The organism is Acidovorax sp. GW458-11-26-14-TSB4, from assembly GCF_059423865.1.
The window spans coordinates 222,370-240,405 of sequence record NZ_JBWKYR010000006.1 but is presented as its reverse complement, the minus strand read 5'-3'; the positions used below and the strand labels follow the sequence as shown (position 1 = coordinate 240,405).

18 protein-coding genes and 1 pseudogene are annotated in these 18,036 nt (G+C 68.0%); 5 read left to right on the top strand and 14 right to left on the bottom strand.

Features of this window, described 5'->3' with window-relative positions; genetic code table 11:
- Positions 1-157: 157 nt before the first annotated feature.
- Genes AC07X5_RS15410 through AC07X5_RS15400 form a run of 3 tightly spaced genes read right to left on the bottom strand, consistent with a single transcriptional unit; the run spans position 158 to position 2,370 of the window.
- A complete protein-coding gene (locus AC07X5_RS15410; protein ID WP_494770865.1) occupies positions 158-457 on the bottom strand; it encodes a copper-binding protein in 300 nt (99 codons plus the stop codon).
- A complete protein-coding gene (locus AC07X5_RS15405) occupies positions 393-881 on the bottom strand; it encodes a hypothetical protein (protein WP_494770864.1) in 489 nt (162 codons plus the stop codon). Before AC07X5_RS15405 ends, AC07X5_RS15410 begins: the two co-directional genes overlap by 65 nt.
- A gap of 34 nt (positions 882-915) precedes the next feature.
- Complete coding sequence (locus AC07X5_RS15400; RefSeq protein ID WP_494770863.1) at positions 916-2,370, bottom strand: MFS transporter; 1,455 nt, start codon at positions 2,368-2,370, stop codon at positions 916-918.
- Between the two features lie 122 nt (positions 2,371-2,492).
- Between AC07X5_RS15400 and AC07X5_RS15395 the strand changes: the two genes are divergently transcribed.
- Entirely contained in the window at positions 2,493-3,383 is an 891-nt protein-coding gene (locus AC07X5_RS15395; protein ID WP_494770862.1) for a LysR family transcriptional regulator, read from the top strand.
- 19 nt (positions 3,384-3,402) lie between these two features.
- On the opposite strand, the gene AC07X5_RS15390 is transcribed toward AC07X5_RS15395, so the two are convergent.
- Positions 3,403-4,515: an aldo/keto reductase gene (locus AC07X5_RS15390; RefSeq protein WP_494770861.1), complete on the bottom strand. Its 1,113-nt coding sequence runs from the start codon at positions 4,513-4,515 to the stop codon at positions 3,403-3,405.
- A 77-nt stretch (positions 4,516-4,592) separates the two neighbouring features.
- Here AC07X5_RS15390 and AC07X5_RS15385 point away from each other — a divergent pair, with 77 nt between their 5' ends.
- The gene (locus AC07X5_RS15385) at positions 4,593-5,237 is read left to right on the top strand and encodes a TetR/AcrR family transcriptional regulator (RefSeq protein WP_494770860.1); all 645 of its coding nucleotides are present in this window, start codon (positions 4,593-4,595) and stop codon (positions 5,235-5,237) included.
- A 65-nt stretch (positions 5,238-5,302) separates the two neighbouring features.
- Entirely contained in the window at positions 5,303-5,998 is a 696-nt protein-coding gene (locus AC07X5_RS15380; RefSeq protein WP_494770859.1) for a chlorite dismutase family protein, read from the top strand.
- A 149-nt stretch (positions 5,999-6,147) separates the two neighbouring features.
- Here the strand turns inward: AC07X5_RS15380 and AC07X5_RS15375 are convergent, their stop codons facing one another.
- The 6 genes from AC07X5_RS15375 to AC07X5_RS15350 all read right to left on the bottom strand — a co-directional run bounded on the left by AC07X5_RS15375 (position 6,148) and on the right by AC07X5_RS15350 (position 11,817).
- Positions 6,148-7,686: a cryptochrome/photolyase family protein gene (locus tag AC07X5_RS15375; protein WP_494770960.1), complete on the bottom strand. Its 1,539-nt coding sequence runs from the start codon at positions 7,684-7,686 to the stop codon at positions 6,148-6,150.
- 2 nt (positions 7,687-7,688) lie between these two features.
- A complete protein-coding gene (locus AC07X5_RS15370; RefSeq protein WP_494770858.1) occupies positions 7,689-9,038 on the bottom strand; it encodes a DASH family cryptochrome in 1,350 nt (449 codons plus the stop codon).
- Complete coding sequence (locus AC07X5_RS15365) at positions 9,035-9,193, bottom strand: DUF2256 domain-containing protein (protein WP_305743180.1); 159 nt, start codon at positions 9,191-9,193, stop codon at positions 9,035-9,037. Before AC07X5_RS15365 ends, AC07X5_RS15370 begins: the two co-directional genes overlap by 4 nt.
- A gap of 27 nt (positions 9,194-9,220) precedes the next feature.
- Positions 9,221-10,243, bottom strand: a complete 1,023-nt coding sequence (locus AC07X5_RS15360; protein ID WP_494770857.1) for an NAD(P)/FAD-dependent oxidoreductase — start codon at positions 10,241-10,243, stop codon at positions 9,221-9,223.
- Positions 10,240-10,818 (bottom strand): lipocalin family protein, encoded by a 579-nt coding sequence (locus AC07X5_RS15355; protein ID WP_494770856.1) that lies wholly within the window; start codon positions 10,816-10,818, stop codon positions 10,240-10,242. The genes AC07X5_RS15360 and AC07X5_RS15355 overlap by 4 nt, the downstream gene beginning before the upstream one ends.
- A gap of 81 nt (positions 10,819-10,899) precedes the next feature.
- Positions 10,900-11,817, bottom strand: coding sequence for a LysR family transcriptional regulator (locus AC07X5_RS15350; protein WP_494770855.1), 918 nt, complete (start codon positions 11,815-11,817; stop codon positions 10,900-10,902).
- A gap of 160 nt (positions 11,818-11,977) precedes the next feature.
- Between AC07X5_RS15350 and AC07X5_RS15345 the strand changes: the two genes are divergently transcribed.
- Positions 11,978-12,898 carry an SDR family NAD(P)-dependent oxidoreductase gene (locus AC07X5_RS15345; protein ID WP_494770854.1) on the top strand — a complete coding sequence of 307 codons (921 nt, stop codon included), beginning with the start codon at positions 11,978-11,980 and terminating at the stop codon, positions 12,896-12,898.
- 122 nt (positions 12,899-13,020) lie between these two features.
- On the opposite strand, the gene AC07X5_RS15340 is transcribed toward AC07X5_RS15345, so the two are convergent.
- From AC07X5_RS15340 to AC07X5_RS15330, 3 genes and pseudogenes are all read right to left on the bottom strand, one after another.
- Entirely contained in the window at positions 13,021-13,959 is a 939-nt protein-coding gene (locus AC07X5_RS15340) for a fasciclin domain-containing protein (RefSeq protein WP_494770853.1), read from the bottom strand.
- A 130-nt stretch (positions 13,960-14,089) separates the two neighbouring features.
- Positions 14,090-14,545 (bottom strand): fasciclin domain-containing protein, encoded by a 456-nt coding sequence (locus AC07X5_RS15335; protein ID WP_409958035.1) that lies wholly within the window; start codon positions 14,543-14,545, stop codon positions 14,090-14,092.
- Positions 14,546-14,682: 137 nt separating this feature from the next.
- Positions 14,683-15,580: pseudogene (locus tag AC07X5_RS15330) on the bottom strand (NAD(P)/FAD-dependent oxidoreductase).
- 104 nt (positions 15,581-15,684) lie between these two features.
- Here AC07X5_RS15330 and AC07X5_RS15325 point away from each other — a divergent pair.
- Complete coding sequence (locus tag AC07X5_RS15325; RefSeq protein ID WP_494770852.1) at positions 15,685-16,143, top strand: Rrf2 family transcriptional regulator; 459 nt, start codon at positions 15,685-15,687, stop codon at positions 16,141-16,143.
- 108 nt (positions 16,144-16,251) lie between these two features.
- Here the strand turns inward: AC07X5_RS15325 and AC07X5_RS15320 are convergent, their stop codons facing one another.
- A complete protein-coding gene (locus AC07X5_RS15320; RefSeq protein WP_494770851.1) occupies positions 16,252-17,793 on the bottom strand; it encodes a hypothetical protein in 1,542 nt (513 codons plus the stop codon).
- Positions 17,794-18,036: the final 243 nt, after the last annotated feature.

Genomic DNA, 18,036 nt, shown 5'->3' with positions numbered 1-18,036 from the left:
GGGAATCCCCTCTAACCGGCGGCATTTGGTCACCAGACACAGCCAACCCGGAAGAATGCGTGCGATGAGCCGCTGCAAGGACGAGGTCTTTCTCTCCTTACCGCCTTGGCCTTTGCGCCGTTTGCCGACCATTGCGATCGGCCGACCGAAATGCCGCTTACGGCTGCCGGGGCTTGATGGCCACCAGCACGTTCTCGCCCTCCACCCGCTCGGCGCGGAACTCCACGCGCGTGCCGGGCTGCAGGCCCTTGAGTAGCGCCGCGTCGCGCACGCGGTAGGTGATGGTGGAGAACGGGATCTTGGTGCCGGGCGCCACCTTGATGTGCGCGAAGGTATCGCGGCTGCCCTGCTCTTGCGAGACAGCGCGGAACTCGCCCTGGGTGTAGACCGATTCAGCCCCGGCGGTGGTAGCCGTCTGGGCCGATGCAGCCCCCGGCAGGCAGCACAGCAGCAGCACGGAAGCGGCCAGGGAGCGTAGCGTGGGGCATGTAGTCATGCGCAAAAGCATACTGCATGGCGACCCGTGGCACCAAGCGGGCAATGCCCACGCAATGGCACAGCGTTCGGTCGTCCGATACCGCCAGCTCCGTGACCTTGGCGATGGCACCGTACTTGCCGGCGGGGCCGGCCTGGGGGTGCTTGCGCAGGGATGCCTTGACCTGCACGGGCGTCACCCACAGCGGCACCTCGCCCTGCAAGGCCTTGATCTGTTCCATCACCGCGCGGGCGACTTCGACGAAGTAGATCTGGTCCGGCGCGGTGCGCAGGTCGAACCGGCCAGGCCCCACGGCCAGGCAGCCTGAGAGCTTGTCGGCCGCCATGGCGTAATCGCAGGCCAGGGCCATGAAGGCGATCACAGGAAGGCGCTGTATGGATGTCACGAAAGGATTTTGAAGAGCCAGTGCACGCACGGACTCATCGCACGGCGCGAGGCTCCCGCTGCGAACGGGCCGCCACCAGCGCAATCGCCAGCGCCCCCATCACCAGCACCGCGGCCATGCCGAAGGTGGCTTGCAGCCCGGCCAGTACCGCACCGGGCTGCGCCATGGCAGCGCCCTGCCCGGCCTGCACACCAGCCCCCCAGGCGAACACGGCCCCCATGGCCGAGGCGCCAGTGACCAGCCCCAGGTTGCGCGAGAGGTTGAGCAGGCCGGACACCACGCCGCGCGGTGCACCGACACCGGCCATGACCGCTGTGTTGTTGGCCGCCTGGAACAGCGCATACCCGGCGGTGAGGACCACCAGCGGCGCCACATAGCCCGAGACACCGAGTGCCGGCCACACTCCGGGCAGCAGCACCATCAGCACCGCCCCCGCGGCCATTGCCAGGATCCCCGCCACCACGGTACCCTGCGTACCCAACCGATCCACCAGCCGGCCCGCCGGCACACCCGCCAGGGCCGAGACCAGGGGCCCGCACGACATGGCCAGCCCCACCTGGGCCGGGGCCAGCCCCAGAGCCCCTGCCAGGTAGAACGGGCCCACCACCAGCGTGGCCATGACCACGGTGGTGACCAGCGCGCTCATCGCAAAGCCCGCACCCAGGGCCGGCCCCTGGAACAGGGCCAGCGGAACCATGGCTGCCACACCGCGCCGCCCTGCCCCGCGCTGCAGATGGATGAACAGCACCAGGCCCAGCAAGGCCCCCGCCAGCAATGCGCCATTGAGCATGCCGAAGCGGCCCTGCCCCAACGTCATGGCCAGGGCATAGGCAGCCAGCGTGGCCGCCAGCAGCATCATGCCCGCGATGTCGAAGCGAGGGCGCTGTGTGCCTGCGCCGATGCGGTCTGCAGGCAGTGTGCGGCGCGCCAGCCACCAGGCCGCGGCCCCCAGCGGCAGGTTCACGGCAAACAGCCCTGGCCAGCCCCAGCCCGCAATCAGCGCCCCGCCCAGCGTGGGCCCCAGCGCCGTGCCCACGGCCGACAAAGTGCCCAAGAGGCCCATGGCGCGGCCCGTGCGCTCTGGCGCAACGGCATCGGCCACCAGGGCCATGCTGAGTGCCATCATCGCCGCGGCGCCCAGGCCCTGCAGGGCGCGCGCAGCCACCAGCCAGGGCAGCGATGGCGCCAGCGCGCACAGCAGCGATGCGCCGCTGAACAACGCCAGCCCCTCCAGCAGCAGGCGCCGGCGCCCCAGCACATCGCCCAGCCGCCCCACACCGACCACGGCCGTGGTGGTCGCGAGCAGGTAGGCCAGCACCACCCACTGCACCTGCTGGAAGCTGGCGCCAAAGGCCTGCGCCAGCGTGGGCAGGCCCACATTGGCGATGCTGGTGCCCAGCGAGGCCAGCAGCGTGGCCAGACCCAGGGCGGCCAGTACGCCGCGCGGTACAGCGGGAGAAGCAAGGGGCTTGGCTGTGGCGGTGGTCATGGTGCGGTGGCAGACATCGGATCGGTAAACCGAGCGTAGGCATTTGCCAGCCATGGCGGAAGGCGCAGCATTTGCATTGCATCAGTGCACCAGACGCCATGCCAAAATCAGATAATGGGTGCATGACCCGCCCCGACCTGAACCTGCTCGTCACCCTGGATGTGCTGCTGGCCGAAGGCAATGTGGCACGCGCCGCCAGGCGCCTGCACCTGAGCTCCTCGGCCATGAGCCGGGCGCTGGCGCGCCTGCGCGAAACGGTCGGCGATCCGCTGCTGGTGCGCGCCGGCCGCGGCCTGGTGCCCACGCCCCGGGCGCTGGAACTGCGCGAGCGTGTGGCCCAGCTGGTGCACGACGCCGAGGCCGTGCTGCGCCCCATCGAGGCGCCAGACCTGGCGCAGATCGCGCGCACCTTAACCCTGCGCACCAGCGATGGCTTTGTGGAAACCTTCGGCCCTGCGCTGCTCGCGCGCGTGGCGGCCGAGGCCCCCGGTGTGCGCCTGCGCTTCGTGCAAAAGCCCGACAAGGACAGCACCCCGCTGCGCGATGGCGAGGTGGACCTGGAGACCGGCGTGCTCGGCCCCGCCATGGGGCCCGAGGTGCGGGTGCAGGCGCTGCTGCGCGACCGCTTCGTGGGCGTGGTGCGCGCAGGGCACCCGCTGGGCAAGGGCAAGGTGACCACGAAGCGCTACGCGGCCGGCCGGCACATCGCCGTATCACGCCGCGGGCTGGAGCAAGGGCCCATCGAGCAGGTGATGGGCCCGCTGGGCCTGGAGCGCGACATCGCCACCATCGTGAGCGGATTTGCCACCGCACTGGCGCTGGCCCGCGCCACGGATTTGGTCGCCACCGTGCCCGAGCGGCACACCGCCGGCCTGCGCGCGGGCCTGCACACCTTTGCTCTGCCGGTGGCGGTGCCGCCCATCACCGTGTCGCTGCTGTGGCACCCGCGCCTGCATGCGGACCCGGTGCACCAGTGGTTGCGGGGGCTGGTGCAGGAGGTCTGCGCAGCGTAGCGAGCCGGCGCGCTGCGGCTCAAGGGCGCCAGGGCGCGACCGTATTGCCGCCCGACACCAGTTGCTGGCGCGCCGCCGGGGTGAACAGGTGGTAGAGCATGCGCGGCGGCGATGCGCTCACCTCGTCGAGCGCCGCGCGGTGCTCTGGGGACAGCACCATATCCAGCGCGGCCATGTTGTCGGCCACCTGCTCCACCCGGCTCACGCCCATGAGGGTGGAGGTGATTCCAGGCCGCCCGGTGACCCAGGCCAGGGCCACGCGCGCGGGGGTTTGCCCGACTTCGGCGGCCACGCGGCGCAGCACATCGACAATGGCCCAGTTGCGCTCGGTGAAGAGGGAATCGCCGAACGGATTGGCGCCGTCCAGCCGCTTGTCGCCGGCCGGGCGCTCTTCACTGGCCGCAGCCACTTCGCGCGGCAGGCCGCCTGCGCGGGGTGTGCCGGCCTCCACCGTGGCCCGGTCGTACTTGCCCGCCAGAAAGCCGAAGGCCAGCGGGCTCCAGGGCACGATGCCCATGCCGAATTCGCCGGCCAGGGGCACGTGCTCGTCTTCGATGTCGCGGTTGACCAGCGAGTAGAAATACTGCAGGCCGATGGGCCGGGGCAGGCCCCGCACGGCAGCCAGCGTGGCCAACTGGGCGGCGTACCAGGCAGGTGCGTTGGAGACGCCCCAATAGCGCACCTTGCCGCTGCGCACCAGGGCGGCCATGGTCTCCAGCAGTTCCTCGGCCGGGGTGGCCGAGTCCCACACATGCACCCAGTACAGGTCCACATGGTCGGTCTGCAGGCGGCGCAGCGAGCCGTGCAGCGCGGCATGCACGTGCTTGGCGCCGTTGCCCCCGGCATGCGGCCCCTGCCCTGCCGAAAAGCCCGCCTTGGTGGCAATGACGATGCGCTCGCGCAGGCCGCGCCCGGCGATGAAGCCGCCCAGCATCTCCTCGCTGGCACCGCTGGAGTACACGTCGGCCGTGTCCACAAAGTTGCCGCCAGCCTCCACATAGGCGTCGAACACCCTGCGCGAGGCGTCCTCGCCCGAACCCCAGCGCGGCGCGCCAAAGGTCATGGTGCCCAGCGCCAGGGGGCTGACGGCCAGGCCCGAACGGCCCAGCGTTCGGTAGTCGGTGAGGGACATGGATGAATTTCCTAGTGGTTGATAGGAAAATATAGCAGCCCTTGCCAAACCGGGCAATCGATTTCATAGTGCTCACTATGAAAATAAAGAAACCCACGGCCCGGCGCCGCAAAGGCCGCCCCCTGTCGTTCGACCGGGACGTGGCGCTGAACCAGGCCATGCTGCTGTTCTGGCAGCATGGCTACGAGGCCACCTCGCTCAACGACCTGACCACTGCGCTGGGGGTCACGCCGTCCAGCATCTACACGGTGTTCGGCGACAAGAAGGGGCTGTTTCTGGAGGCCGTGGAGCGCTATGTGTCCGGCGGCCCGGTCACCTCGCAGACCATCATCGACGGCGCGGCCACGGCGCGCGATGCCGCCTGGGGCCTGCTGCAGGCGGCAGCCATCGGCTCCAGCGGTGCGGACACGCCGGCCGGCTGCCTGCTGGCCAGCTCGGCCATCAGCTGCTCGGACGCAGCCAGCGAGGTCAAGGAAACCCTGGCCGGCATGCGCCGCGGCATCGAGGCCATGCTGGAGCAGCGCATTGCCAAGGCCATCGCCAGCGGCGAACTCCCGAGCAGCGCCGACGCCAATGCCCTGGCCGGGCATGTGATGGCGGTGATACAGGGCATATCGACCCTGGCACGCGACGGCGCGCCGCGCGAGAAACTGCTGCGCGTGGCCGCCACGGCGATGCAGGCGTGGCCGGGTCGCGCGGGGGCTGAGGCGGCGGACCATTGAGCCCGCGTTGCCTCTTGGGGAACTCTCATGCGGTCTAGCCGCAGAACCCAAGCAAGGTCGTCGCTGTGGTCGACCCTCTGCGCGAAGTGATCGCAGATGAGGAAGGGTTGCCCTCTACCAAGTCCGACAGCCTCCCTGCAGGGGCCATGGCTCGAATTTTGCTTGGCTATGGAACAACTTCAGGCAAGAGGAAATCCTTGAACCGGCATTACATCTTCAATGGGGGCGCGCAAGGCAACTGGCGGATTGAACGGATGGTGCCAGTGCGTGGCGAGCCGCTTGCAAAGGCCAATTACCTGGATGTCAGGGTGGATGACTCCGTTGTCGCAGCGCAGACCTCCTGGCAGCTTCGTGGTGTGGTCAGCAACGAGCGATATGTGACCGAAGAGGAGCGGGCCGGGCTTGTTGCACGGCAGGCGCCACTCGGTCGTGCCGACGCATCCCATGCCGTGCTCATCCCCATTCGCAAGTCTGCGAAGTGGTGGTCCTTGGCGCAAGACCAGCGCCGGGCCATCATCGAAGAAGACTCGCGACACATCGCGATCGGCATGGAGTACCTTCCAGCGGTGGCGCGCCGACTTCATCACTGCCGCGACCTCCCTGGCGAGCAGCCTTTCGATTTTCTGACTTGGTTTGAGTTTGCACCGGATCAAGAAAGTGCTTTCGACGAATTGCTCCATCGCCTTCGGTCCACGCATGAGTGGGACTATGTGGAGCGTGAGCTGGAGCTTCGTCTGGTGACGGCCCAGGGTCGTCGCTGACTGGAAATCCATGTGCGCCGAGTGCTTGCTCAAGGCCGTCTATGGCGATCGCTGCAGTTTGCGCCTCTCCCTGGCGCGAAATCCATCGGTTTTATGGATGGCATCTGTTTACGGGACATCGCACTGGCGAGTCGCACCACACTGCACGTTCACAGCGCGTCCAGATCCGCGCGCAATTGGCTGGCATGCGCACGCAGGGCCTGCAACTGCGGGCCCTGCATCTTCTGCAACTGGCGGTACACCATGCCGAGGCGAAAGTTGCTGCCCAAGTTGGCTTCGTGGCGGGCAAAGAAGTCCCAGTACAAGGCGTTGTAGGGGCAGGCGCGCTCGCCCACCTTCAGCTTCTTGTCGTAGTGGCAGCCCTTGCAGTAGTCGCCCATGCGGTCGATGTAGGCGGCGCTGCTGACATAGGGCTTGGTGGCCAGCAAACCGCCGTCGGCAAACTGGCTCATGCCTACCGTGTTCGGTAGCTCCACCCACTCGAAGGCGTCGATGTAGACCCCGAGGTACCAGCGGTGCACGGCTGCAGGGTCCAGCCCGGCCAGCAGGGCAAAGTTGCCGATGACCATGAGGCGCTGGATATGGTGGGCGTAGGCACCATCGAGCGATTGCCCCACGGCATGCTGCAGGCAGCGCATACGGGTGTCGCCGCTCCAGAACCACTGCGGCAGCGGCGCGGTGTGGCCCAGGGCGTTGCGCCCGTCGTAGCCGGGCATGTGGGCCCAGTAGATGCCGCGCACGTACTCGCGCCAACCCAGGATCTGGCGGATGAAGCCTTCCACCGCCGCCAGTGGCACGGTGCCTGCCTGCCATGCGGCCTGGGCGCGCTGCACCACCTCGCGCGGGTGCAGCATCTTGGTGTTGAGGGCGAACGACAGCAGCGAGTGGAACAGGTGCGGGCTGCGCGTGCTCATGGCGTCTTCGTACTCGCCAAAGTGCGGCAAGGTGGTGGCAATGAAGTGGTCGAGCGCGGCCAGGGCCTCGGCCCGGTTCAGCGGCCAGCGCAGCTGCGCGGCCTGCGGGTTGCCAAAGCTCTGCACGCCGGCGGCCACGATGGTGGCCCACAGGGCGCTGTGGTCGTGCACGGGCCGCGCATCGGGCGGCGTGGCCGGGGTACCGGGCCAGGGCTTGCGGTTGTCGTGGTCGTAGTTCCACTGGCCGCCCTCGGGCTCGCCGGCCTCGTCGATCAGCACGCCATGCTGGTGGCGCATGCGGCGATAGAAGTGCTCCATGAGCCACTGCTTGCGGCCCGCAAACACCTCGGCCACCTCGCTGCGGCTGGTGTAGAAGTGTTCGCTGCCAACCGCCTGCGTGGCAAAGGGCTGCTCTGCGCACCACTGGTGCAGTTGCGCATCGAGCCGCCACTCATCGGGGTGCTGGTACTCCAGCCGCTGGGCGCCATAGTGCGCCATGAGGGCGGCCAGGTTGCCGGGCACGGACTGGCGGTTGCTGGCGTCGTCGATGGCCACGTGGCGCACACGGTGCCCGTCGCTGCGCAGGTGGCGCGCCAGATCGCGCATGGCGGCAAAGATGGCGAGGATTTTTTGCGCATGATGCAGCACGTAATCGGTCTCTTGCCGCACCTCCATCAGCACATAGACCACGCCGGCATCGCGCGTGGCAAACCAGCTGTGCTGCGGGTTGAGCTGGTCGCCCAGCACCAGGCGCAGGGTGTGGGCTTGTGCAATGCTCACGCCGTGCCCCACATGCGGCGGTAGCTGCCGTCGGCGTCGTGCTCTTGCGCCTGCCTGGCGGGGTTGAAGCGGCGGCCACCGCGCGGGTCGGTGCCGCGCCCGGCGATGTACAGCCAGTTGCCCTGGTTGCTGTACGGGTCGTAATCCAGCAGTTGCGATTCGAACCAGGCGGCGCCCGCGCGCCAGTCGCCCTGCAGGTCGTGGATGAGGTAGCTGGCCGCCACCTGGCGCAGGCGGTTGCTCAGGTATCCGGTGGCGGCCAGCTCGCGCAGGGCGGCGTCCACCAGCGGCTCGCCGGTCTGCCCAGCGCACCAGCGCGCAAAGCCGGCCGCATTGTGGGGCGCCAGCGGCTGGGCCGAGAGGCCGCGCGCGCGGTACAGGGTGCGCCCGTGCTGCAGGTGCAGCAGCCGAAAATAGTCGCGCCACAGCAGCTCGAACCACAGCCAGTAGGTGCCCTCGTTGGCGCCATGCGCGGCCTCGAACCGGCGCAGCGCGGCCATCGCATGCCGGGCCGAGAGCGCGCCCGTGGCCAGCCAGGGCGAGAACTTGCTGGAGTAGCCCAAGCCCGTGAGCCCGTTGCGAGTGGCCTTGTAGGTGTGGGCTTGCCCGCTGGCAAGGTACTGCTGCACATGGGCCAGTGCCGCGGCCTCGCCCCCATCGCAGGCGGGGGTGCCATAGGGGAAGGAAGAGCGCATGTCGCAGCCTGTGCCCTCGTCCACCACCCCGTCGCCCTGCCCGCCCGGCCCCGCGCTTGCGGCACCGGCGGTGTGCAAGGCTTCACGCCACACCGCATCGGTCAACGCCGGAGGTGGCGGCAACAAGGCCGCGGGCGCCGGCAGCGGCTGCGGCGGCTGGATGCCGGCCTGCTCCACCGCCTGCCGAAAGGTAGTGAACACGCCAGGCAGGTCGCCCACGGGCCAGGGCAGATCGCAGGGCTGCAGCAGGCTGCTGTGCCACACGGTCTGCACCTGCAGGCCGGCTGCGCGCAGGGCGGCCACCTCGGCCTGCTCATGGGGGGCGGCAATCTCTTCACACACCACGGTGGTGGCGCCCACGGCGCGGGCCAGCGCGGGCAGCACGGCAGCGGGCTGGCCCTGGCACTGCAGCAAGGGGTTGCCCAGCCGCGCCATGCTGGCCGCCAGGTCGCGCAGTGCAGCGCCCTCGAAGGCGCGGCGGTGCGGGCCCTTGCGGGCAAAGCCCCAGGGCGTGGCCTCGTCGGCCGGGGGCTGGCAGTGCACGGGCACCAGGTGGGTGGCGCCGCTGCCCAGGGCTGCGGCCAGTGCGCGCTGGTCGTGCAGGCGCAGGTCGCTGCGAAACCAGAAGATCGCGGTGCAGGGGGTGGTCATGGCGTGCCCCCGGCGCGCTTGCGCTCGTTGCGGCAGCGGTCGGAGCAGTATTTGACCTCGTCCCACACCTTCTCCCACTTCTTGCGCCAGGTGAAGGGCAGGCCGCAGTGCAGGCAGGTTTTCTGCGGCAGGTCGTGCTTCTTGCGCATGCGCATGGCGGGCTCGATGGAGGGGTCTATGGTTCAGGCGGGCAGCAACATCTGCTGCGCCAGCGCGCGGCCGCTGAGCCAGGCGCCTTCGACCTTGCCGCCGTGCAGCCAGTCGCCGCAAACACCCAGGCCCAGGGTGCTGCTCCACCAGCAGCCTTGCTGCAGTGCGGGCTCGGTGTCGGCATAGCGCCAGCGGTGGGCCGTGGCGGCCACGGGCGGCGTCCCGCCCAGTGCGGTGAATGCAGCCAGCAGGGCTGCGGTGACCGACTCGGCGCTGTCTTCGATGTGCGCCTCGCTCCACTCGGGGCTGGCGTGCAGCAGCCAGGTCTCGGGCCCGGTGCGACCGGGCTTGCTGCTGTCGCGGGCCACCCAGCGCAGCGGGCCGGCGTTGACGAAGGCGCCATCCCAGGGCATGGCCACGGGCGCGGCATAGCGCAGCATCACCGCCCAACTGCCGCGCATGCGGGCGCTGGCGGCCAGGGCAGCGCCATCGGGCGCCACCGGTGCGAGCAAGGCCGCAGCTTGCGGCGCCGGCATGGCCAGCACCACGCGGTCATAGCGCGCCGCGCGCAGGCCCTGCTCTGCCGAGGCGATGGCCCAGCCATCGCCGGTGCGCTGCAGCCGCTGCACGGTGGTCTGCCACTGCGTGGCCGCGTGGTGACCAAAGCCCTGCACCAGCCAGGCGGCCGGCGCGGTCATGCGCGGCGTGCCCACAAAGCGCTCCAGCGGGGTGTGCGGCGTGGTCCAGGCCATGCCGTCAAAGCTGGCCAGGCGTGCAGGCCATGGCGCAGCCACGCCGGCTGCCTGCCAGCGTGCCACCTCGGCGCGAAAGGCAGGGTCGCGCGCGGTGAAATACTGGGCGCCATGGTCGCATTGCCAGGCAGCGGTGGCATCGTCTTGGGCCCGCCGGGTGGCCATGCGGCCCGAGGGGCCCCGGCTCTTGTCCAGCAGATGCACGGCGTGGCCGACCTGCAGCAGTGCCTGCGCGCACGACAGGCCGGCCAGGCCGGCACCGACCACGGCAATCTGCAGGCGGGTGCGGGTTGCTGCAGTCATGGCTGCGGGTCGGTGCGTTGCTGGCTTACCCAGATCAGCGCCTGGGTGTCGATGCCCAGCGCGCTGGCGCGGGCGATGAGCTGCTCGCGCACGCCCGGCTCCAGCTGCTTGCTGCGCGACAGGATCCAGCAGTAGCTGCGGTCGGGTCCCACCACCAGGGCCCAGCCGTAGTCGGCATCGAGCGCAGCGACGTGGTAGCCGCCGTAGAACGGCCCGAAGAAAGACACCTTGAGCGAGGCGGTCTGCGCATCGCCCGTGAACAGCGCCTTGCCCACGGCCTGGCGCCATTCGCCGCCCTGGCTGCCCTTGGTGGTGTCAAAGCCCCGGTTGAGCACACGCACGCTGCCGTCCGCCTGGCGCTGGTACGTGGCGCTCACGTCCGTCATGCCGCGCTCGAAGGAGTGGTCGAGCCGCGCCACCTCGTACCAGCGGCCCTCGTAGCGCGCCAGGTCAAACGGCGTGACAGGGGTGATGCCCGGCGGCGGGGCGGTGGATGAGCAGGCGGCCAGAGCCAGTGCCATGGAGGCAAGCAGAGCGAGTGCGGCGCGGCGAAGCCAGGGGAATTGGGAGGCCATAAAACCAATCAGTCACAAAACATACTGAATGGTATATCAAATACCGATGGCCAGCGGTCAGGCAGCTCTCTACCGGGGGCTTCACAGCTGCGGGGTCTTGACCGCCTTTGCATCCAGCTCGCGCATCAGATCGACCAATGCCCTCAGTCCAGCCGGCACATGCCGGTGGCCGGGGTAGTAGAGGCTCAGCCGCCCGATGGACGGGGTCCAGTCGTGCAGCACCCGCAGCAGGCGCCCGGCATTGATCTGCCTGCGGGCCGACCACTCGTTCATGTAGACCAAGCCCACGCCTGAGAGCGCTGCCTCCAGCCGCAGGCTGTTGCTGTCGAGTGCCACGGGCCCCTGCACGTCCAGCGACATGGCCTGGCCTTGCCTGCTGAAGTCCCAACGCCAGATGGCGCCGCTGGCCAGGCGATTGCGGACACAGCGATGGGCGCTGAGCTCGTGCGGGGTGGCGGGAATGGCCCTGCCCTTGAAATACGCTGGCGCACCGACCACGGCAAAGCCCTGCTCGGGACCGAACTGCGCGGCCACCATGTCCTGGGGCACAGAGTCGGCCAAGCGCACCCCTGCATCGAACCCGTCGGCCACGATGTCGACGAGCCGCCCTTCCGTGACCAGATCCACCTGCATCTCGGGGTAGCGCTTGAGGTAAGCGGGCAGGTAGGAGGTGAACAATTGGTGTGCGGCCGCCTCGGAACTGTTGATGCGCAGCGTGCCGGTGGGCCGTGGGCTCTGGGCACTGGTGGCATCGATGGCCCCCTCGATCTCGCGCAGCGCAGGCGCTATGCGGCCCAGGAACTCGCGCCCCGCCTCAGACAGCGCGACGCTGCGCGTGGTCCGATTGAAAAGGCGCACGCCCATGCGCTCCTCCAGCGCAGAAACGGCGTGGCTGACGGCGGATGCGGACAGCCCCAGGTCGGCTGCGGCAGCCCGGAAGTTGTGGTGCCTGGCCACGGCGACTACGGCCTGCAGGCCTGATAGCTCGGTACGTTTCATGGATGTTGGTGTGCCTTGATGCCAATGTGAGCCAGCGCACGTCCGTACGAGTCCGGGCAATTGATGAATTCACTTCACTTCGGCATGCAGCATTGTGCTACTTATCAAATCAATGCGCTGCACCTAAGCTCGCGCCATGTTTTCACCAAGGCGCTCATTCATGGCACGCACCACGACACCCTTCGGCTTTCAGTCCACCGCAAGCGAGGTGCTCGCGGGCGTGGATCTTTCAGGAAAACGCGCCATCGTCACGGGCGGCGCATCGGGCATTGGCCTGGAGACCTCCCGGGCACTGGTCAACGCCGGCGCAGAGGTGACGCTGGCCGTCAGGCGGCCCGATGCCGTGCAGGAGATTGCGCAAGGCCTGCGCGCGGGCGGCCGGGGCAGCGTGCATGTCGCGGCACTGGACCTGAGCGAGCTGGGTTCGGTGCACCGGTTCGCTGCGCAGTGGAGCGGCCCGCTTCACATGCTGGTGAACAACGCGGGCGTCATGGCCATCCCTGACCTGGAAGTCACTGCACAGGGTTGGGAGCTGCAGCTTGCGACCAACTTTATGGGGCATTTCGTGCTGGCCAATGGTTTGCATGAAGCGCTCAAGGCAGCCCAGGGGGCGCGCATCGTGTCGCTCAGCTCCAGCGCGCAACTGCTGGGGCCTGTGGTGTTCGATGATCTGCACTTCAGGTTTCGCGCGTACGAGCCCCTCGCGGCCTATGCCCAGGCCAAGACCGCATGCGTGCTGATGGCCGTTGAAGCGACGCGCCGCTGGCGGCACCAGGGCATCCTGGCGAATGCGCTGCACCCGGGTGCCATTGCCACCAATCTGCAAAAGCACACCGGCGGGCTCAAGACGCCGGTCGAGCGCCGCAAGACGGCGCAGCAAGGGGCCGCTACGTCGGTGCTGCTGGCGGCATCACCGTTGCTGCAAGGCATCGGTGGCCGCTACTTCGAGGATTGCAACGAGGCCCTGGTCGTGGACCAGCGCACTGCGGACTTCACCGGGGTGGCGCCCTACGCCGTCGACCCGGCCAACGCGCATCGCCTGTGGGAAATGGCAAGCCATCTGGTGAAAATGCAGCCATGACATGCGGGGCCGCAGCGGACCAGCTGCATCACCTGTGCCGATGGCCTGCCAACGCCAACCGCGATGCCCACACCCTGCGGCGCAGGTGGGCCGTGCCGAGCGCCCACCTGCCCAGCCGCCGGTTACTTGGGCAAAAGCACCCGGTCCACCGTATGCACCACGCCATTGCTGGCAAACACATCGGTGGCGGTGATGCGGCTGGTGCGCAGGCTCTGGTCGGTGATCACAAGGCTGGGGTTGACCGTGAAGCTCTGGCCCTGCACGGTGGCGATGGCCGTGTTGACGGGCACCTCTGCTTTCAGCACCCGCGCCGGCACCACGTGGTAGGTGAGCACGCGGGTCAGCAAGGCGGTGTTGACCAGCAGCGCCTCCTTGGTCATGCCGAGCTCGCCCAGCAGCGCCGCAAAGGCGGCATTGGTGGGTGCGAACACGGTGAACGGGCCTGGGCCTTTCAGCGTGGCCACCAGGCCGGCCGCAGCCACGGCCTCGACCAGGATGCTGAAGTCAGGCACGGCCATGGCGGTGGCCACGATGTCCTTGTCCGCCGGCAGCAGCACGCGGTCCACCAGGTGCACCACGCCGTTGCTGGCCTGTATGTCGGTGCTGGTGATGCTGGTGACGCGGTTGCGGCCATCGGTGATCTTGAGGCCGTTGGCAGACTCGATCTTGAAGAAGCCGCCCGACACCGGCGTGATGGCCTTGCCCAGAGGCACATCGGCACGCACCACCCGGCTGCCGAGCACATGGTAGGTGAGCACGGCGGTGAGCAGGGGCTTGTTGGCCAGCAGCGCCTCCTTGCTCAAGCCCAGCTCGGACAGCAGTGCGGCAAAGGCGGCGTTGGTGGGGGCAAAGACGGTGAGGCTGCCCGTGCTCAACGTGGGCGCCAACCCCGCGGCCACCACGGCCTCGACCAGGATGCTCAGCTCCGGGGTGTTCTGCGCCAGCTCGACGATGTTGCGCTGGGGTTCGTCGTCGCTGCCCCCGCAGGCCTGGAGCACGGTGGTGCTGGCCCCCAGGGCGGCGGCCAGAAGGACGGTACGGCGGTTGAATGCAGTATTCATGGGAATCTCTCCTCGCTGTCAGACAGTGGATGAAAAGACAGGGGACCTTCCGAACGGGCCCCCTTGAATCTGCGCCGCCCGGTGCCTTTGCACAGGCTATGCACGGGCAGGCGCGCACGCAACTGGATGCTTATTTGGGCATCATCACCGTGTCGATGGCATGGATGACGCCGTTGCTGGCGGCGACGTCCGTTGCGATGACCTTGGACTGGTCGACCATCACGCCCATGTTGGTGGACACGGTGATCTCCTGGCCCTGCACGGTCTTGACCTTGCCGGCCTTGACGTCCTTGGCCATGACCTTGCCCGGCACCACGTGGTAGGTGAGCACCTTGGTGAGCGCCGCCTTGTCCTTGAGCAGGCCGTCGAGCGTGGCCTTGGGGATCTTGGCAAAGGCTTCATCGGTGGGCGCGAACACGGTGAACGGGCCGGGGCCCTTGAGCGTGTCCACCAGGCCGGCGGCCTGCACTGCAGCCACCAGGGTCTTGAAGTTACCGGCCTTCACGGCGGTGTCGACGATGTCTTGCGCCATTGCGCCGAAGGTGGCGCCTGCGGTCAGGGCCAGAGCAACCAGGGTCTTCTTCATGATTTCATTCCTCGATTTGGGGATGCACTCACACGCCAAGATGGGCGCGACCGGATTGTATGACCGTTTGGTAATTATTTCTACCAATTAGTTTTATTAAGACCAATTGGTTTCTTCCAGATACATGAGCGCGTTTTTCAGTGCCCGCCAAAGATCAGCGACTGGTGCGTGGCCGCGCCCGCCAGCGTGCCGTCGCCCACCACCAGCGGCAGCGAGCCGCCTTGGCACGCCGCGTCGCCGCAGGCGTACACGCCGGGCACGGTGGTGGCCTTCATGGCGTCGGTCTTGATGGTGCGGCCCAGGGGCCCGTCTTCGAACTCGCAGCCCAGCGCCTGGGCAATGGGGCTGGCCACCTCCACACGGGTCAGGGTGAACAGGCCGTCTTGCGGGATCACGCGGCCGTCACGCATCACGATGTCGATGGCGCCTTGGATGCGGGCTATGAGGCCCCGCTCCAGCGCCACGCCGCGTGCCTGCAGCTGCGCCAGTTGGTCGGCATCGGGCTCGAAGGCGCCGTTCAGGAAGAAGGTGGCCTGGCCCCAGTCGGGCAGCATCAGCGCGACATGCATGGAAAACGGCGACACGCCCAGGGCGCCGATGCGGCCCTGGTTCAGCTCGTAGCCGTGGCAGTACGGGCAGTGGAAGACGTGGCGCCCCCAGCGCTCGGCCAGGCCGGGCACCTCGGGCAAATGGTCGATGACGCCGGTGGCCAGCACCAGGCGGCGGGCCTCGATTGGCTCGGGTGTTGATGCCGCCCCATCCACCTCGATGCGAAAGCCCTGCCCGCTCGGCAGCGGTCACCTTGCCCTCGCGCCAATCGGCCGTCGGGTAGGCCATGAGCTGCGCACGCCCCTGGGCTGCGATGTCGGCCGCGGGCGTGCCGTCCTGCGTGAGAAAGCCGTGCGAGTGCTCGGCAAAGCGGTTGCGGCGCTGGCCGGCATCCACCACCAGCACGCGCCGGCGCGCCCGCGCCAGTTGGGTGGCAGCGGCCAGGCCGGCATAGCTGCCGCCGATCACGATGGCGTCGTAATGCATGGTGTGAGCCCTTTCATTCATGATACTTTTGAAGTTTCATGATAGCGTGGCACAGCTTTTCATGCAACTTACAATGATTCAAGACCACACCGGAACCAACTTTCATGAGAAGCGACAGCAGACTCTCGCGCATGCTTCATGTCTTGCTGCACATGGCACGGCACGATGCCCCCTTCACCTCCGAGCAGATCGCCACCATGCTGGGCACCAACCCCGTGGTGGTTCGCCGCACCATGGCGGGCCTGCGCGAGGCGGGCTATGTGCGCTCGGAAAAAGGCCATGGCGGCGGCTGGACGATGGCGTGCGACCTGGCCCAGGTGACGCTGCTGGACATCCACAATGCCGTGGGCGGGCCGCACCTGTTCGCCATCGGCAATGGCAGCGACAACCCCGAATGCGCGGTGGAGCGTGTGGTCAATGCGGCGCTGGACGACGCGCTGCGCCAAGCGGAGGCGCTGCTGATTGCGCGGCTGGGGGCGATTTCATTGGCGGACCTGGCCAAGCAGTTCGATGCGGAGTGCACTGCCAAGGGGTGGACGGTGCATGGAGGTCCAGTGCACTGAACCGCGACGCAAGTCGATCACTGTGTAAGAACCTGTTCAAGATCTTTTTGCAGCCGCGTTGGACAAAGTGTCCGCTGATCGACGGGCTCGGCCGCAGAAGAACGGTGCCTACGCGCCCACGCCCTTCGCCACCAGCTCGGCCAGCCGCGCCTGCGCCGTCGAGCGGTAGTGCGGCTCCAACGCCCCTGGCACCAGCCACTCCCTCAACAACGCGGCACTGTTGCAACGCTCGATGGGCTCGAAGCCGCCGAACCCGAGATCGACCACGATGCGGCGGCTGACGGCCTCGCACAGATGCCGGTTCGCCGAGGCGGCCGCGAGCAGATCCCAGCGCACCGTGCCGGCCGGGGGAATCGCGTCCAGGTCCTTGACCAGCATGCGCTGGATCAACGGGTTGTGCGTATGCTCGGCCACCAGCAGTGCGCGGGCAACCTCCAGTTTCTGTTGCGGACTGAATTTTTCTTCATCGTAGGACGCATGGCTGTTCTGCGCCACGTGCAGGGCGATATCCCGATAGGCTGCATCCAGGGCTTCGGCGCCCAGCAACTCTTCGGCGGCAACGCCTGGGACCTCTTTGGAAAACCTCCTCAGCGCGCTGTTCGAGGTTTCGGTGTCCGCGTCCTGGGCCAGGGTCTTGAGCACATCCAACCCGGTCATCCCCCTTTTTGCCACCGCCCTGCGCACGGCCTTGCTGCTGTCGGCGGCCAGCAGGCGCAGCAGCTCGGGGTCGGTGGTGGCGTCCGCCACGCGTTTGCGCTGGCCGCTGTCCATTGCAAGAATGCGCTCGTGGCCTGCATTCGCGGCCTCCCACGGGTTGAAGGCAGGCTTGGGGACGGCCGGTTTGGCATAGGGCTTGGCGATGTGGGTGCCGATGGCGGCCTGCACGGCCGCGTCGGTGACCTGCAGCGCCGGAAAGCGCTGGGCCAGATTCTTCTTCGCAGCGCGGCTGACCTCGTCGTGCTTGTCCTGCAGCAGGCTGAGAAGCACGTCGCTGCCGGCATGGCGCGACATGGCCAAATTCAGGCGCTCGGACTTGCGCGGGCTGTTCAAAAAGAAGCGGGTGATCTCTGGCGAGGTGTTGGCATGCATGGCGATGCCCTTGCGCAGCATGGCGTCGTCCAAGGGCAGCAAGGCCTCGAGCACGTCAGGCGGGCATTGGGGGTGCTTGATCAGCACGCGCGCAGAGGTCGGCACCAGTTCCTTGGCGTAGTGGTCCTTGCGGCTCAGCCAGATGAAGCGCACCTGCTCGGGCGTGAGGTGCTTGTTCAGCACCAGCGACAGCTCCCAGGCGAAGAACCAGGTCCGGTTCAGACCTTCGGCCACGCGCCCGGATTGCAACAGGGCAAAAATGAAGTCCAGCAGGACTTTGTCCTTGCTCTTCTTGACCTTGGTTTCGAGTTCGAGCAGCGCATTGGCGATGCGCAAAGGGCTGTGCGCCGCCTCAGCGCCCGCCAGCGCCTCGCCATGCGCGAGCTTGCCGGCCAGCACGGACTGCAGCAGGTGCTGGTCACTTTCGTTCAGTCCATTGGCCGTCTGCATGAAGCGGCGGCGCTCGCCGCTCTCGCTGGAGTAGGCGTCGGCCCCCTTGAACAGCGCCTCCAGTGCGGCAAGTTCTTCGGGGCTGGGCGGGGCGTCGGTCATCTTCGTCACGGTAGAAGGTTCTCCTTACTGCAGATTCGCAAAAGTCTAGGGCGTGTTAACACTGTTTTCGGGGATCGCGTTGCCCGGCCTGGGGGCTGGATGCAAGGCGCCCGTGCGCAGCAAGGCTTGCGCCTCGCAAGCGCGGGCAACGCCGCAGACGGCCCCCAGGCAGGGCAACCCGAAGGGAAGGCCCTAGCCCGCAGAAAGCCCTCGCGGACCCGCCAGCGCTGGACAAAGTGTCCACTGCCAAGG

Excerpts from the sequence above, each read along its gene's own strand:
- AC07X5_RS15400 (WP_494770863.1), bottom strand. The coding sequence starts at position 2,370 with ATGACCACCGCCACAGCCAAGCCCCTTGCTTCTCCCGCTGTACCGCGC.
- AC07X5_RS15395 (WP_494770862.1), top strand. The coding sequence starts at position 2,493 with ATGACCCGCCCCGACCTGAACCTGCTCGTCACCCTGGATGTGCTGCTG.
- AC07X5_RS15390 (WP_494770861.1), bottom strand. The coding sequence starts at position 4,515 with ATGTCCCTCACCGACTACCGAACGCTGGGCCGTTCGGGCCTGGCCGTC.
- AC07X5_RS15385 (WP_494770860.1), top strand. The coding sequence starts at position 4,593 with ATGAAAATAAAGAAACCCACGGCCCGGCGCCGCAAAGGCCGCCCCCTG.
- AC07X5_RS15370 (WP_494770858.1), bottom strand. The coding sequence starts at position 9,038 with ATGACCACCCCCTGCACCGCGATCTTCTGGTTTCGCAGCGACCTGCGC.
- AC07X5_RS15365 (WP_305743180.1), bottom strand. The coding sequence starts at position 9,193 with ATGCGCATGCGCAAGAAGCACGACCTGCCGCAGAAAACCTGCCTGCAC.
- AC07X5_RS15360 (WP_494770857.1), bottom strand. The coding sequence starts at position 10,243 with ATGACTGCAGCAACCCGCACCCGCCTGCAGATTGCCGTGGTCGGTGCC.
- AC07X5_RS15355 (WP_494770856.1), bottom strand. The coding sequence starts at position 10,818 with ATGGCCTCCCAATTCCCCTGGCTTCGCCGCGCCGCACTCGCTCTGCTT.
- AC07X5_RS15350 (WP_494770855.1), bottom strand. The coding sequence starts at position 11,817 with ATGAAACGTACCGAGCTATCAGGCCTGCAGGCCGTAGTCGCCGTGGCC.
- AC07X5_RS15345 (WP_494770854.1), top strand. The coding sequence starts at position 11,978 with ATGGCACGCACCACGACACCCTTCGGCTTTCAGTCCACCGCAAGCGAG.
- AC07X5_RS15340 (WP_494770853.1), bottom strand. The coding sequence starts at position 13,959 with ATGAATACTGCATTCAACCGCCGTACCGTCCTTCTGGCCGCCGCCCTG.
- AC07X5_RS15335 (WP_409958035.1), bottom strand. The coding sequence starts at position 14,545 with ATGAAGAAGACCCTGGTTGCTCTGGCCCTGACCGCAGGCGCCACCTTC.
- AC07X5_RS15325 (WP_494770852.1), top strand. The coding sequence starts at position 15,685 with ATGAGAAGCGACAGCAGACTCTCGCGCATGCTTCATGTCTTGCTGCAC.